This is a genomic window from Geomonas sp. Red276 (genome assembly GCF_054784495.1).
In genome coordinates this window covers 25,376-39,970 of record NZ_BLXW01000012.1, presented here as the reverse complement: position 1 = coordinate 39,970, position 14,595 = coordinate 25,376, and the positions used below count along the sequence as shown (strand labels likewise).

General features: G+C 63.1%; 11 protein-coding genes. 1 reads left to right on the top strand and 10 read right to left on the bottom strand.

Features of this window, described 5'->3' with window-relative positions; genetic code table 11:
• Nucleotide 1: 1 nt before the first annotated feature.
• From ACYVL5_RS10285 to ACYVL5_RS10240, 10 genes are all read right to left on the bottom strand, one after another.
• Entirely contained in the window at nucleotides 2-2,092 is a 2,091-nt protein-coding gene (locus tag ACYVL5_RS10285) for a chemotaxis protein CheA (RefSeq protein ID WP_460595478.1), read from the bottom strand.
• Nucleotides 2,089-2,454 carry a response regulator gene (locus ACYVL5_RS10280; protein ID WP_460595477.1) on the bottom strand — a complete coding sequence of 122 codons (366 nt, stop codon included), beginning with the start codon at nucleotides 2,452-2,454 and terminating at the stop codon, nucleotides 2,089-2,091. Before ACYVL5_RS10280 ends, ACYVL5_RS10285 begins: the two co-directional genes overlap by 4 nt.
• The gene (locus ACYVL5_RS10275) at nucleotides 2,454-2,816 is read right to left on the bottom strand and encodes an STAS domain-containing protein (RefSeq protein ID WP_460595476.1); all 363 of its coding nucleotides are present in this window, start codon (nucleotides 2,814-2,816) and stop codon (nucleotides 2,454-2,456) included. The genes ACYVL5_RS10280 and ACYVL5_RS10275 overlap by 1 nt, the downstream gene beginning before the upstream one ends.
• 18 nt (nucleotides 2,817-2,834) lie before the next feature.
• Nucleotides 2,835-4,610 carry a methyl-accepting chemotaxis protein gene (locus tag ACYVL5_RS10270; protein WP_460595475.1) on the bottom strand — a complete coding sequence of 592 codons (1,776 nt, stop codon included), beginning with the start codon at nucleotides 4,608-4,610 and terminating at the stop codon, nucleotides 2,835-2,837.
• 211 nt (nucleotides 4,611-4,821) lie between these two features.
• Nucleotides 4,822-5,466 (bottom strand): metal-dependent transcriptional regulator, encoded by a 645-nt coding sequence (locus tag ACYVL5_RS10265; RefSeq protein ID WP_460595474.1) that lies wholly within the window; start codon nucleotides 5,464-5,466, stop codon nucleotides 4,822-4,824.
• A 110-nt stretch (nucleotides 5,467-5,576) separates the two neighbouring features.
• Nucleotides 5,577-5,768, bottom strand: a complete 192-nt coding sequence (locus ACYVL5_RS10260; RefSeq protein ID WP_460595568.1) for a hypothetical protein — start codon at nucleotides 5,766-5,768, stop codon at nucleotides 5,577-5,579.
• 68 nt (nucleotides 5,769-5,836) lie between these two features.
• Nucleotides 5,837-7,828: a ferrous iron transport protein B gene (gene feoB, locus ACYVL5_RS10255; RefSeq protein WP_460595473.1), complete on the bottom strand. Its 1,992-nt coding sequence runs from the start codon at nucleotides 7,826-7,828 to the stop codon at nucleotides 5,837-5,839.
• A gap of 184 nt (nucleotides 7,829-8,012) precedes the next feature.
• Entirely contained in the window at nucleotides 8,013-8,444 is a 432-nt protein-coding gene (locus ACYVL5_RS10250; protein ID WP_460595472.1) for a Fur family transcriptional regulator, read from the bottom strand.
• A gap of 156 nt (nucleotides 8,445-8,600) precedes the next feature.
• On the bottom strand, nucleotides 8,601-10,772 hold the full coding sequence (locus ACYVL5_RS10245) for a hybrid sensor histidine kinase/response regulator (protein WP_460595471.1): 2,172 nt from the start codon (nucleotides 10,770-10,772) through the stop codon (nucleotides 8,601-8,603).
• 39 nt (nucleotides 10,773-10,811) lie between these two features.
• Entirely contained in the window at nucleotides 10,812-12,452 is a 1,641-nt protein-coding gene (locus tag ACYVL5_RS10240) for a DUF3943 domain-containing protein (RefSeq protein ID WP_460595470.1), read from the bottom strand.
• Nucleotides 12,453-12,908: 456 nt separating this feature from the next.
• Between ACYVL5_RS10240 and ACYVL5_RS10235 the strand changes: the two genes are divergently transcribed.
• Entirely contained in the window at nucleotides 12,909-14,570 is a 1,662-nt protein-coding gene (locus ACYVL5_RS10235) for a sigma 54-interacting transcriptional regulator (protein WP_460595469.1), read from the top strand.
• Nucleotides 14,571-14,595: the final 25 nt, after the last annotated feature.

The window sequence follows — 14,595 nt, the reverse complement described above, 5'->3', positions numbered from 1 at the left end:
ATCAGGCCGCTTCGGCCTCTACCGATTGCACGAGTTGGGGGACATCGAGGATCAGGGCCACCGAGCCGTCGCCGAGGATGGTGGCGCCGGAGATCCCTTCCACGTTCTTGTAGGCCCGGCCGAGCGACTTGATGACCGTCTGGTGCTCGCCGATCACGTTGTCCACCACGAAGCCTACGCGGGTGCCGTTGACCTGGGTGATGACGATCTGCTCGATGTCGGGCGGATTCCCCGCCACCTGGAAGCGCTCCCGGAGGGGGATGTAGGGTACCAGAGTTTCGCGCACGTGGGCAAGGTTTCTTCCGTGGGAGCGGGCCACGTCCTCGCGGGTGAGCTCCACGCACTCGTCCACCATGGCGAGCGGGATCATGAAGGAGTCGTCGCCGATCTTCACGAGGAGGCTCTCGATGATGGCCAGGGTGAGCGGGATGCGGACCGTGATGGTGGTCCCCTCCCCGGCCACGCTGGTGATGTCGATACTCCCCCGCAACGCCTCGATCGCCTTCTTGACCACGTCCATGCCGACCCCGCGGCCGGAGACCGAGGAGATCTTCTTGGCGGTGGAGAAGCCGGGGGCGAAGATCAGGTTGAAGAGTTCCTTTTCGGTGAGCTCGGCGGTGGCCGGGATGACCCCCTTCTCGATGGCCTTCGCGCGGATCGCCTCCTTGTCGAGGCCGGCCCCGTCGTCGGTGATGGTGATGAGGACGCTGTCGCCGGAGTGGACCGCGGCGAGATGGACCGTCCCCTGGCGGGGCTTGCCGGCCGCCTCCCGGACCTGGGGGAGCTCGATGCCGTGGTCGAGGCTGTTGCGGATCAGGTGCACCATCGGGTCGTTGAGCTTCTCGATGACGGTCTTGTCGAGCTCGGTCTCGGCCCCGTCGGTGGTCATCTCGATCTCCTTGCCAAGCTCCGAGGAGAGGTCGCGGACCAGCCGCTTGAACTTCGAGAAGGTCGAGCCGATGGGGAGCATCCTGATGTTGAGGGCGCTGTCCCGGAGCTCCCCGGTCAGCCGTTCCACCTCCTCGGCGATGGCGACCAGCTCGGCGTCCCCCCGTAAGGCCGCGGTCTGGGTGAGCCGCGCCTGGACGGTGACCAGCTCGCCCACCAGGTTGACCAGGACGTCGAGCCTCTCGGCGGGAACCCTGATGCTGGAGGCCGATTCCGCCTGCTGGGCCGCCTGGCGCACCTCCTTCACGTGCTGCTGCTCGACCAGGGCGCTCATGACGCTTTGCTGCTCGACGATCCCCTTGGAGACCGCCAGCTCGCCGAACCGCTTCTGCTCGCCCAGTACCGCGTTCATCTCCTCCCGGCTGATCTCGCCGCGCTCGAGGAGGATCTCGCCGAGCTTCTTGTAGTCGGCGTTGTCGGCATCGGGGCCGTAGTCGGCGATCTTGTCGATCTTCACCTCGCAGTCGTCCTCCACGAAGATGAAGACGTCCTTGATGGCATCCTCTCCCCGGTTGGTGGTGAGGATGATGTCCCAAAAGACGTAGCACCCCTCCGGATCGATCTCCTCCAGGGTGGGGAAGCCTCCCGTGTGGGCCACCACGTTGCACGGCCCGAGATCCCTGAGCTCGGCCAGCAGCGTCAGCGGGTTCGAGCCGCAGGTGAAGAGGTGATGCCCGGGGATGAAACGGATCCGGTAGGTGGCGTCGCTCGCCACCGCAACGGGCACCGGCTCGGCGCTCGCCTCGACCGGGGCCTCGGGGGGCGCCTCGCCGGCCAGCTCCCTGAGCCCCGAGATGATCCGGAAACTCGCGTCGATGTCCCCTCCGTTGCCGAGATCGGAGCCGTCCAGCATGGACTTGATCAGGTCACGGGCCTGGAGGGTGAGGTTGACCAGCTTCTTGGTCACCTGGAGCTTGCCGTTTCGCACCATGTCGAAGATGGTCTCCACCTCGTGGGTGAAGGCCGCGATGTCGTCGAAGCCGAACATGGCCCCGGACCCCTTGATGGTGTGCATGGCCCTGAAGACCCTGCCGATCAGCTCCTCGTCTTCGGGCCTCTCTTCGAGCTCCAAAAGGGAACTCTCCAGCTCCGAGAGGAGCTCGTAGGCCTCTTCCTTGAACGCCTGTCGATGAACGTCGATCATCCGAGCACCTTTTTAACAACCGCCATGAGTTGTTCGGGTTTGAAAGGCTTGACGATCCAGCCGGTGGCGCCGGCGGCCTTTCCTTCCTGTTTCCGGGATTCCTGGGATTCCGTGGTCAGCATGACGATCGGGATGAATTTGCAGCTGGCGAGCCCGCGGGCCCCCTTGATCAGCCCGATGCCGTCCAGGTTGGGCATGTTGAGGTCGGTGATCAGCATGTCAACCTTGGTGGTCGAGAGCTTCTGCAAGGCATCCTTTCCGTCCACGGCCTCGACCACCTCGTAGCCACCTTGCTTAAGCGTGAAGCTCACCATCTGCCGCACGCTCGCGGAATCGTCTGCCGTCATGATTACCTTTGCCATCAGTGCGCTCCTCCCACCCAGATACAACTGCTGTTATTGTCACGGGGACATCCGATGTGCCGCTCGAAGCCGGCCTCGGAAGCCACCCGGGTGTACACCTCGTTCTGGTCGACGATCTTGAAGCCCTTCCCCACCAGCAGGGCGCTGTGATGGGCCGAGCAGAGGAGCTGCAGCCCGGTGAGGTCCATCTCGGTGACCTCGTTGAGGTTCAACTGCAGCGTCTTGGGCGCCGCGGCGAGGGCGTCGATGAGCGCCTCGCGAAACCTGGCGGCCTCGGCGATGTGCAGTCCTCCGGAGACCTTCAGCTCCTCGATGCCATCCTTCTTGGGGTGCTTTACCCGCTTCAGGGTCAGTTCATCCATGGTATTCCTCGCATCTGACTAGAATAGTTCAACGTTGTCGCCCAGCCCGTCGTCGCCACCTGCCGAAGCCGGCTCGGGCGAGGCCGGTGCTTGATCGACGAGTGATTGGTGGATGTGCCGCTCGCTTTGCATGGTGTAGCGCTCGGCCAGGGCCTCCAGGCTCACCTGGCCGGTCCCCGGGGCGATCCGGCGGGCCTCGCGGATCACCTCGCCAAGCTTCTGGACCGCCCGGTCGAGGACCTGGGTGACCTTGTGGTGGACCGTGAAGCCGGAGGTCACCTGCTCGATCTCGTCGCACAGGAGGGCGGCCTGGCTGTCCATGCCGGCCAGCGAGCCGCGCAGGGTCTCGTTCACCTCGCTCAAGACCCCCACCAGGGTGTTGAGGGTGGTGACCATCCCCTCCACCTCCATGTCGAGCCCGCAGGCCTCCTGGCTGAGGCGCTCGGTGACCGCGATGATCGACTGCAGGACCTCGGAAACCGCGCCGGTCTGGTTGATGGCGTCGATGGAGAGCCGTTGGATCGCTTCCGCCAGCACCCCCAGGGCAGCCCCCTCGTCGCCGGTGTAGGCGGACTTGATCTGAGCGTTCAGGGCGATCAGCTTGATCTCCTCGCCGATGGTCTCGATGTCCCCCACGAAGGAGGCGATCTCCTGGATGGTGTCGGCCACCGAGGTCATCGCGTTGCAGAGGCTCCGCTTGGCCTGGGCGCTCTCCAAAAGCGCCTCGTTGACCACCGACATGTCGCCGGCCATCCCCTTGAAGAAGCTCCCCCCCGCCTGGTCGGCCGCCCCCGCGAGCCCGCTGATCTCGGCCGAGAGGGTCCCCTGCTTGCGGGCGATATCCTGCAAGGTGCCGATGATGGTGTTGGCGGCCTGGTCGAGCGATGAGGAGGCGTGCTTTAACTGGGCGCTTTGCAGCTCGCAGATGCAGGCCGCGTCGTCGGCGCCCGCCAGCCCGCTTTGCACCCCGCTGCGCAGGTCGCCGAGCGCCTGCTCCACGTGCTCTATCTGCTGGCGCACGATGTCGTGGGCCTGCATGGACATGACCACCTCGCCGATCCCCCGGGAGACCTCTTCCGATATGGCGGATACCCCGGCGACGGAGTTCGAGCAGCGGGAGTTGATGGCGGTCAGCGTGTCGAGGCACGACCGGGTCTTCTTGACGATGGCGAGGACCCGGTCGTGCTGGTGGGCACCGGAGCTCAAGACCCCCTTCAGGGTCTCCCCGATGGCCAGCGAAAGGTCGTCCTTTCTCCGGATGATATCCGCCGCCCGTTCGTTCACCTGTACCGAGAGGTGGCCGACGTCGCTCGCCAGGGTATCGAACCCGGCGGCGCTCTGGCCAAGCCGCGCGCTTTCGATCTTCGTCGAGATGCCGAGCATCCTCAGCACCTTGTTGACCTTCTTGAACCCGGAGAGCGGGGTGGCCACCTGCTCCAGCAGGGTCAGGATCTCCCGCAGGGTGTCGGAGCTCGCCCCGATCTCCTCCCCGGCCCGGTTGACGTAGCGTTCCATCTCGTCGAGGGCCCGGCCGAGCTCGGCCATCGAGTTGGTGACCTTGCCACCGGCGACTTCCTCCACCACGCCGGTGGCCAGCTTGGAGATGCCGGTCCCCTGTTGGTAGATGTCCTGCAGCCGCGCCCCGATCGCCAGGAATTCGTCCTCGGTGCTGCGGGAGATGACCCCGAGTTCCTCGACGACCCCCGCCAGCACCTGCGCCCATTGAACGGCCAGTCCGGCGGCTTCCCGTCCGGGGGCCGTGGTCACAAAATCCTCGTTTAGAGCAGCTGTCATCCCATTATCCTTTTAGCCGTGCTGGCGGTGAGGCGGTGGTATCTTTATGAGAGTTATGGAGTTACTGTCTTAATCTATCGACCCGGGCAGTGAATTCTTGAATACATTTTTGAAGAGGTTGGCGGGGAAGTCGGCTGGGGGAAGTCGGGCGGGAAAAAAAGCCAAAGCCCCGCGGGGCGGGGCTTTGGAAAGAAACCGTGGGACCAAGGGGTTAGCGGCGGACGAAGATCTCGCGGGCCATGGCCGAATCGATGGCGAACTCCGAGAAGCCGACCCTGAAGATGTAGGAGGGGAACGACTGCAAAAGGGAGATGCGGTTTCCCGGCAACACCCCCATGGCCATGAGCTTCTGCATCTTCTTGCTGTCCTCGGTCTGGATGTAGGCGATGTCCCCCTCCTCCCCGGAGTTGAGCTCGGTGAGCGGCACCACGCCGAGGTCGCCGCTTTTCTTCGCCTCCTCGCAGCAGTCGCCGGCCGGGATCGGTTTCCCGTGCGGGCAGGTGGAGGGGTGGTTGAGCATGGTGCAGACCTTGGTGTCGACCCCCTCGTTGAGGAGGTGCTCGAACTGGCAGGCCTTGATGTCGCCGCTTTCGCCGCGGATGTTGAGGACGTCCATCATGAGGCGCTCGGCAAGCCGGTGCCGCCTGATGGTCTTTCTCCCCTCTTCGCGACCCTCGGGGCGGAAGTAGATCCTCCCCCCCTTGATCTCCACGAAGGCCTGGGAGGAGAGCTCCTGGTAGGCGGGGTCGGAGGGAGCGAACTCCATCTGGTCGAGTTCGGCGTAGCCGCGTCCGTTCTCTTCAGACTCGATCCAGAGGGCTTCCAGGATCTCTTCGGCCTTGTCACTGAGCTTCATATACATCTCCTTTTTCCGGCTCCCGGGGGAACCTGTTTCCCGTAAGGGGTTGATCGTAATCGTGGTATCGGTATCGTCGGCGGGCGAAAGGGTTCGCACCTGGCCAATTTTCATCGTCCAAGCAGTCTCTTTATCCCCTTTACCAGGGCCGGTTCGGGAGGATTCTCGTAGTTGCAGCGGGGGCACTTGATCATCTTGCAACCGCCCGACATCGGGCAATTCTTGCACCCGACGTTGCCCTGCTCCTCGGCGAACTCGTGCCCGCAAAACCCGCACCGGATGAGGTTACTATCTGCCGCCATCTGCTTTCTTCCTTTTTACCGCTAAAGTTTACAACGTGCGGTGCCAATTGCTAATGAACGTGCGTCCCCTACAGGATCGAGGTGAAAAGGAGGAAGCGGTTCAGCATCCAGCCGCTGCCAAAGGCCAGGGTGGAGACGAAGAGGCCGATGGCGATGGCCGTCTTCCAGCCGCGCTCTTTCTTCATGATGAGAAACTGCGCCACGCAGGGGATGAAGAGGGTCAGGGTGACCGCGGCGACCGTCAGCTGCCGCGGGTTGAGAAGGCCGTGGCTTTGCAGGTCGTAGAGGCCGGCGGCGCCGTAGTCGCGGCGGAAGAAGCCGAAGATGAAGGCGACCGCGACCTCCTTGGGGAGCCCCAGGGCGGCCATCACCGGGCTCAAGCCCCTCACCATGGTCTCGAAGAAGTTGGTGATCTTGCCAAGCCACAAGAGCACCGAGGCCAGGATGAAGAGCGGGAGGATCTCCATGAAGTACCACTGCATCCTCGTGTAGGTCTTGGTCAGCACGTTGGAGAGCTGGGGAAGCCGCATGGGGGGGATCTCCATGTAGAACATGGGGGTCTCGCCCGGGAGGACCTTGGCGGCCAGAAGACCTATGAAGAGGAAGATGACGAGGAGGCAGACGGCCCAGACGAGGAGCGCCCCCGGCGCCTTGGAGAGGAGGGCCAGGATGACGCCTAACTGCGCCGAGCAGGGGATGGCGAGGGCCAGGAGCAAGGTGGCGATCACCCGCTCCCGCACGGTCTCCAGGGTCCTGGTCACCATGGTGGCCATGGTGTCGCAGCCGAAACCGAGCACCATCGGGATGACGGCGCGGCCGGTGAGCCCGAGGGTCTTGAAGAGGCGGTCGACCAAGAGGGCCAGCCGCGGGAAATAGCCGCTATCCTCGAGCATGGAGAAGAAGAGGAAGAAGGTGGCCACGATGGGGAGGATGATGCCGACCGCGTAGCGGATGCCCAGCGTGATGATCCCGTACTCGCCGATGAAGAGTTCCTGGATCATCTCCCAGGGGACGAAATGCCTGACGACCCCGGTGATCCACGGGTTGAAGAACTCCTTGAAACCCTTCTCCTCGAGGAGGTCCACCAGGGTGCCTGCCCCGAAGTCCCCCACGAACTTGTACAGGCCGAAGTAGAGGACGAGCAGCAGGAGGGGGACCCCGGTGGCCGGGCGCACGGTGAGCCGCGAGATCTTCTCGGCCAGGGTCACCACCCGTTTGGCCGGTGCCTTGAAGGCCCCGTCGAGCACCCCCTTCACCACCCTTTTTCTCTCCATGGAGAGGTCGAGATGGAGCGATTCCCTCCGCTCGAAGCGCTTCTCCTTCACGACCGCATCGATCGCGGGATAGCCCTCCCCCTCCGCCACCCGCACCAGCTCGGCCACCTCCTTGTCCCCCTGCAAAAGCAGGATGGAGATCGCCTTACTGGAGAGCATGTACTCCCCCTTCAAAAGCCCGGAGATCTGGGCGAGGTCCCCCTCCAGCGACTTCGAGTAGCTGAAGCGGCAGACAGCCGCGGCGCTCCCCTTGGAGACCGCCTCCCGGATCTCGGGGAGACCGACCTTCTTGGCGGTGGCCGCCCCGATGACCGGGATGCCGAGCCGCTCGGAGAGGAGCGCGATGTCGATCTCGAGCCCCATGCGGGCGGCCTCGTCCATGATGTTGACCACCAGCACCACCGGGAGCTCGGCCTCGATGAGCTGCAGGGTCATGGGGAGCATCCGCTCCAGGTTGCGGGCGTCGAGCACGTGGAGCACCAGGTAGGGGCGCTCGTTGAGGAGGATCTCCCGGGCCACCCTCTCCTCTTCGGTGATGGGGAGCACCGAGTACATCCCCGGGGTGTCGATGATTTCGAACTGCTCGCCGTTGACGACCGTATTGCCGCGGCTCACCTCCACCGAGGTGCCGGGATAGTTGGAAACCGTCACGTAGGCGCCGGTCAGGGCATTGAAGAGAACGCTTTTGCCGACGTTGGGGTTGCCGACCAGGGCGACCTTACGGGCACCGCTGGAGGCGACGGAAGGAGTTTCGTGACAGGAACCTTTTTTCTTGAATAAAGCCATGATTGCGACGACCCCTCTGCTTGTTTGTCTTGCCGGCAGGTGAGAACCTGCTTATTATGCCAATGAAAATCACTTTCATCGGTCTCTCACAAAAAATCCCGGCGCTTGCCGCACCACGTTCGGTCGGCGGAAGGTCGGTGATGGGGATTGGGGCTTGGGAGATGGACCTGGGAAAACCGGAGGATCACTTCCTGCAGTTTACGCACAACCCGTACAACTCCAACCGGTGCCGTTCGATCAAAAAGCCGCGGCTGGCGGCGATTTCGGCCTGGAGCTTTTCGATGGTCTCGTTCTCGAACTCCTCGATGTTGCCGCACCTGGTGCAGACCAGGTGGTCGTGGTGCTCCCCCTCCCCCACGTGCTCGTAGCGGGTCTGGCCGTCGCCGAACTGCATCTCGCGTGCGATGCCGGCCTCGGCGAAAAGCTTCAACGTCCGGTAGACGGTGGCATACCCGATGTTGGAGTGCTTGGCCCGCAGTTTGAGGTAGAGCTCTTCGATGCTCAGGTGGCGGTCGCTGGAGAGGAAGCTGTCGAGGATGATATCCCGCTGCTTGGTCGACTTGAGCCCGCGCTGTGCGATGAAGTCAGCGAAGATCTTTTTCTTGGCTCGTTTCATGAGGGCTCCAAGTTGAAAGTGGATGTCAATATAGCCGCCACCAGCTCGGGTGTCAACCAATTTTTCGGCCACTGTCATAAATTCCAGGATTCACCTGAAAACCTCAGGAAAAGGTCCCCTCTTGACATCACTCTTTTGCCGGCAACGAAGGCGCCCCTACTTGCCGGAGGAGGCAGGGTGTGAGGCTTTGGGGGGAAGCCGGCTCGCGATGACTTCCTTGATCACGGCGGCCAGCGACGACAGCTGGTAGGGTTTCTGGATGAAGCCGGACAATCCCTCGCCGGCGAAATTCCCGATGACATCCTGCTTGTGGTAACCGCTGGAGACGATCACTTTGACATCGGGGTCGAGTTTTCGCAGCTCAAGGAAGCACTGCGCGCCGTCCATGTGCGGCATGGTCAGATCGAGGATCACCAGGGCGATGCCCGGTGTCTTCTTGAAGACACCGATCGCCTCCACTCCGTCCTTGGCGGTGACCGGAGTAAAGCCGAGTGTCCTCAGCATGTCGCTTCCAGTGGAAAGTACGGACTCCTCGTCGTCGACCAGCAAGACGGTACCTTCCGTCCGCCACATCTCAGCCTGCCCCGCTCGGTGCGGCTCTTCCGGATGCGTCTGTTTGCCGGTATTTCCAGCGGCAGGGAGCATTATCCTGAAGCTCGCCCCGTTCCCTGGTTCACTTGAGACCTCCATCCCCCCCCGGTGCCCTTTGACGATACCGTGCACCGCAGCCAGCCCCAAGCCGCGGCCGGTGAATTTGGTGCTGAAAAAGGGATCGAACAGTTTGTCCATGGCCTTCTGGTCGATACCGCAGCCGGTATCGGTCACCTCCAGGTAGACATACTCCCCCTTGCCGGGGGTATCCCGGTGCCAGATGACCCCATGGTTGGCATGGCTCCCCTGCGCCGTCCCCGTGGTGATGATGATCGCGCCGGCCCCGTTGTCAAGCGCCTCCGAGGCGTTCATCACCAGGTTTGTGACGGCCTGATTCATCTGCGCGGCGTCGATCTCCACCAGCGGCAAGGGGTCGTGCAGGTCGAGCCTCAAGGCGGCTTTCTTGGAGATGGAGGCCTTGAGCAGGGGCTCCAAATTTTTCAGCAACCGGTTCAGGTCGAGTTTCTGGAGGACGAATTTACCCCTCCCCGAATAGTCCAGCATCTGCTTGGCCAGTTCCGCGGCACGGGCCGCGGCCTGCTTGATCCTATGCAGATACAACGAGACCCGTGAATCCTCCTTGACCTCCAAAAGGGCCAGGTCCGTATTGCCGAAGATCGCCATCAGGATGTTGTTGAAGTCATGGGCGATGCCGCCTGCCAGCACACCCAGGCTCTCCAGTTTCTGCGCGTGAAGCAGTTGCATTTCGCGTCTTGCCGACTGCTTCCTCTCCGAAATATCACGGGTAATGCCGTGATAGCCTATGATGATGCCACGCGGGTCATGTTCCGGCACCCAGACCATTTCGGTCGAGATCAACCTGCCGTCTTGGCAAAGCTGAGGCAGTTCGAGGGTGAAGGACCCGGTCCGGGGGGCGAAACGTTCCTCCTCCTGCCGACGGCCGATCATCTCCTGGACCGCCGCCTGTCCCGCCTGGTTGGTCACCTCGAAGATCGTGGTTCCGATCACCTCGCCGGCCGGGTATCCGCGCAACCGCTCGTCCGCCGGGCTGATATAGGTGAACCGGCAGTCGCTGTCCAGTTTCCAGGCCACGTCGTCAACGTCCTCGGTCAGCAGGCGGTAATGGGCCTCGCTGGCGTAAATCAGCGACTCCCTCATCTTGCGTTCAGTGATGTCGAACAGGGCCAGCAGGCACCTCTCCCCGCCGGCCTCCACCGAGGCCTCGACGTGTGCCCAAAATGGGGATCGCCCCGCTCCCTGGATCTCAAGTTCGATCATCTCCTTGACACGGCTCGCGAATGCCTTGGCCAGGAAGCATTCGAACACGGGGCGCGCAATCTCGTGGACCAGATGTTTAAAGCGCAGGCCGATGATCCGGGAGCGCTCCCAGCCGAGGAGGTTCGTTCCGGCGAGGTTGACGCTTTGGATGTTCCCCGTCGCATCGAGCGTCAGGTAGCCTACCGGGGCAAATTCGTAGAGGTCGGTGTACTTCTGTAAAAGCGTCTGTGCCTCGTCCCTGGTCTGCCGCAGCTCCTCGTTCTGCATCTCCAGCTCGACCTGATGAACCCGCAGTTCATGGAGGAGTCTGCGCGGATCCTCCGGTTCCTGAGACGGCGGGAAGACGCCTTCCTCGGAGTCCAATCTCCCTTCCGCCAAGGTTCGCCGCTTGGCGTCTGCCGGAGGTATCCCTCCCGGCTGCTTCCTCCCTTTTCCCATCGCAATTCCCCTTTGGCAATTCTCAGTAATCCCCCCGGATCAGCGCCTCTCCTCTTCGCGCCAGCCGACCGCGCCGAAATGCGAATCCCCGGTAAAGGTGTAGACCAGGCTCACGGTGCCGTCGCTTTGGTGCCTTTTCACCTCTGAGCCGTACTGCGATGCCCGGATCGACTCGACGAACTGAAGTCCGAGGCCGTGGCGGCCGTAGACCCTGATGTTGAACCCGCTCTTGATGCGCACGATGGTCTCCGACCCCCCGTCGTTGTCCAAGGCATTGCTGGTATTGATGAAGCGCCCCGTGCCGACCACGTAGTAGCCGCGGGTCTCCAGATCCAGCGCCGCCCGGTCGCCGAAGAGTAGTCGCAGGGCCAATAGCGCCTGCGGGTCGACGCCGTAGTGGTAGTCACGGTCGCCCGAGGCTACCGGAGTCGCCCCCGCCGCGCCGAAGCCGACCCCTCCCAGAAGCGACCCCTGCAGCGCGATGGCGGGACCAACCCAGTACTGGCCGGTGGTCCCCAGCGACAGTGCCGTCGTCGAGACGCGGAAGGCGCTGGGTGAGAGGTAGTCGTAGCTCCCGTAGAGCCCCCAGACGCCGCGGTAGTCGTCACCCGAGTGGTAATCCCTGCCGTACAGAAGGCCGCGCAGCAGGACGTCGTTGACGGGATTGGAGGCCCTGGCCTGCCCGCTGATCTCGAAGTCGAAGTAGTCCAGGGGGCGCTGGTAGGTATAGCCGGGCTTGCCGGGGAGCCCGTAGGACATGGCGAAGTCGAAGTTCGCATTGAGCTGGGAAACGCTGTTGAAGCTGGAGCCCACCTGGAATCGCCAGGCGGTGGCCGGATTCCGGCTGGGAAATACCGGCTTGAAACGCTCGCCGAAGGCATAGCGGTTGAAGGCGGTAGGGGGGGAGATGATCGCGGCGCCGATCTCGTGCATGGTATCGGGGTGGGCACCGCCACCCTCCTCCAGCACCAGCCCCGCCATCCGGAACAGCGCCTCGCCCAAAAGGCTCCCGGCGTTGCCGGTGGTGATCATGTCGTTGATGGAGGGGCGGTCGGTCTCGCCGGCCATCTTCCAGAGGAAGCTCCCCACGTTGCTGTAGGCGAGCGACTCCCAAAACCCCAGCCCGGAGGAGCGCGCCAGCCCGTACATGGTGGCCCCCTGGTACGGATGGGCGAACTGGTTGACGTTGAAGGGGTCCTTATCGAACACCCATTCCTGCTTTCGCAGGTGATCCCAGGTGGTGGCGAAGGTGGAGCTGTACACCTTCTTCCCGTCCTCGGTCTGGTTCGGATAGACCACCCGGTCGTAGGCGTTCAGAAGGATCAGAAAGCCCGGCACCTCAAGGGCCGGGATGAGATAACTTTTGCCCGCCCCGGTTTCCCAGGAGTGGACCGTTCCCGCAGATGTTTCGGTCCGCGCCGGGTCCGCGCCGGGGCCGGCGGCAGCTACCGCTCCCGTTTCCGCAAGCCGGTCACGGCGCCAGTTGGACGGGGGGGCGTCTCCAGGGGGGGAAAGCGCGGCGGGCGGGGATGAGCCTACCGCTTGGGGATAGGCGGCGGGCGGGTCTGGCGGGGGCGCCGCCTGGCTTGACCGGCCGAAACCGGTAAGAAGCCGCAGGAGTGCAAAAACGGCGAGCATTTCAGCGATGGGCGACCTTGCGGCCCCGGGCGTCTTGCGCATGCACCCTCCAGCTTTGGTCAGTCGGTCCGCAAGGGTTTTGACAGCAACGAACGTGCCAGAGCCAATTTTGCCGGTCCGGCGTGGCACGGGGCGGCATCTGCACCCCCCCAAAAAAAAGGGGGCGTGTCGTATTTGGCGGCAGCCGCCGGTTACCGCCGTCAAGCTTGGCGTAACTGCCAAATGTGACGGCCTGCATTTTTTCCGATGGCCAGAAATATCATTCAGTGATAAATTCAGTATCAAAGTAAAAGTTTTCAATTTGGCAGCCTTAAGGTTCAGGACCGGATTGGTGCAGATCTGGATTGAAGCGCATTCCCGAATCTGTTACCGGGTGCCTCGACAGGAGAAGCACAAATGGTTATCGACAAAGCCCCGCCCCCTTTGACTGTCCCCGCAAAATCCAAACGGCCGGTAGCCAAGCGTATGAGTGACGGCGCCGATGCCACCAAGGAGGATATGACAAAGGAGGGCATGCTCAGGCTTGTCTGCCAGCTTGAAATCCACCAGATCGAACTGGAAACGCAAAACGATGAGCTTCGGCGCATTCAGCAGGACCTTGAAATCTCCCGCAACGACTTTACCGAGCTCTATGACTTTGCCCCGGTGGGTTACTTCACCTTCGACACCCAGGGGGTGATCCGGCAGGCGAACCTGGCCGGTGCGGAGCTTTTGGGGCTGGAGAGGCGGCTGCTGGTGGGAGCCCCCTTCACCCGCTTTATCGCCGGAGCCGAAGGGCGGGAATTTTTCGGCCGCTACCTGTCCGGCGTCGCGCAAAACCTGGCCCTGCAGCAGTGCGAGATCAGGCTCACCGGCAAAGACGGCTCGGACATTCACGCCCTGCTGCGCAGCGTAGCGATCGGCGGCCAAAGCGGCCAGGAGGGGGTTCCCCGCATCCTCTGCTCGGTGGTCGACGGCACGCTGGCCAAGCGGCTCAAGGAGAACCTGCAAAAGGCCCATCAGGCCCTGGAAACGACCGTATACGAGCGCACCCAGGAACTGGCCAAGGCAAACGCCCTGCTCACCCGGGAAATCGAGGAGCGCAAGGCGGTGGAACAGTCGCTGCAGCACGCCTACCAGGAAATCAAGGGGTTCAAGGAGCGGCTCCAGGCCGAGAACATCTACCTGCAGCAGGAGGTCGGCCGGCAGTTTAACTCCGGGGAGATCGTCGGCCAAAGCGAGGCCTTGGCCCGGGTAACGCAGCAGATCGAACAGGTGGCGCCCATGAACGCGACGGTGCTCCTAATGGGTGAGACCGGCACGGGGAAGGGAATAGTGGCGCGGGCCATCCACGCGAGTTCCCCCCGCAGGGAACGTCCCATGATGACGGTCAATTGCACTACCCTGCCGGCGACCCTGGTGGAAAGCGAACTCTTCGGCAGGGAAAAGGGGGCCTTCACCGGGGCTTTCGCCCGCCAGGTTGGACGGTTCGAGTTGGCCGACGGCTCCACCGTCTTCCTCGACGAGATCGGCGAACTGCCGCTGGCGCTGCAATGCAAACTGCTGCGGGTCCTCCAGGACGGGGAGTTCGAGCGGCTGGGGGGCAACCGCACCCTGAAGACCGACGTCCGCATCATCGCCGCCAGCAACCGGAATCTGAAACAGGAGGTTCGGGATGGGAGGTTCCGCGAGGACCTGTACTACCGGCTGAACGTCTTCCCCATCACCATGCCGCCGCTTAGAGAGCGCACCGAGGACATCCCGCTGCTGGTCCAACATTTTCTCGCCAAATTCAACCAGAAGATGGGGAAGAAAATCGCCACTGTCGCCAGGGAGACCCTGGACGCACTGCGGGAATACCACTGGCCCGGCAACGTGAGGGAGTTGGAGAGCGTCGTAGAGCGCGCGGTCATTACCAGCCCCGGGAGCACGCTGGTGATTTCCGACTCGTTCGACAGCCTCCCGAAGGCCGAGAGCGCCGCCGGGTCGGCGGTGCAGCATGTTGAAGGAGGGAGGGAGGGGGTCAAGGCCCTCGCCGAACTGGAACGCGATCACATCCTGGGCGTTCTGCAGAAAACCGGCTGGCGCATCGAGGGGAAAAACGGCGCGGCCGGGATGCTGGGGATCAACGCCAGCACCCTGCGCGCCCGCATGCGCAAATTTGGCATCGTCCGCAGCTAGGAAACCTCTTCCGGCTTTTTCCATA

Bases quoted from the DNA above. Each gene is read 5' to 3' on its own strand.
- ACYVL5_RS10285 (WP_460595478.1), bottom strand. From the start codon at position 2,092: ATGATCGACGTTCATCGACAGGCGTTCAAGGAAGAGGCCTACGAGCTC.
- ACYVL5_RS10280 (WP_460595477.1), bottom strand. From the start codon at position 2,454: ATGGCAAAGGTAATCATGACGGCAGACGATTCCGCGAGCGTGCGGCAG.
- ACYVL5_RS10275 (WP_460595476.1), bottom strand. From the start codon at position 2,816: ATGGATGAACTGACCCTGAAGCGGGTAAAGCACCCCAAGAAGGATGGC.
- ACYVL5_RS10270 (WP_460595475.1), bottom strand. From the start codon at position 4,610: ATGACAGCTGCTCTAAACGAGGATTTTGTGACCACGGCCCCCGGACGG.
- ACYVL5_RS10265 (WP_460595474.1), bottom strand. From the start codon at position 5,466: ATGAAGCTCAGTGACAAGGCCGAAGAGATCCTGGAAGCCCTCTGGATC.
- ACYVL5_RS10260 (WP_460595568.1), bottom strand. From the start codon at position 5,768: ATGGCGGCAGATAGTAACCTCATCCGGTGCGGGTTTTGCGGGCACGAG.
- feoB (WP_460595473.1), bottom strand. From the start codon at position 7,828: ATGGCTTTATTCAAGAAAAAAGGTTCCTGTCACGAAACTCCTTCCGTC.
- ACYVL5_RS10250 (WP_460595472.1), bottom strand. From the start codon at position 8,444: ATGAAACGAGCCAAGAAAAAGATCTTCGCTGACTTCATCGCACAGCGC.
- ACYVL5_RS10245 (WP_460595471.1), bottom strand. From the start codon at position 10,772: ATGGGAAAAGGGAGGAAGCAGCCGGGAGGGATACCTCCGGCAGACGCC.
- ACYVL5_RS10240 (WP_460595470.1), bottom strand. From the start codon at position 12,452: ATGCGCAAGACGCCCGGGGCCGCAAGGTCGCCCATCGCTGAAATGCTC.
- ACYVL5_RS10235 (WP_460595469.1), top strand. From the start codon at position 12,909: ATGACAAAGGAGGGCATGCTCAGGCTTGTCTGCCAGCTTGAAATCCAC.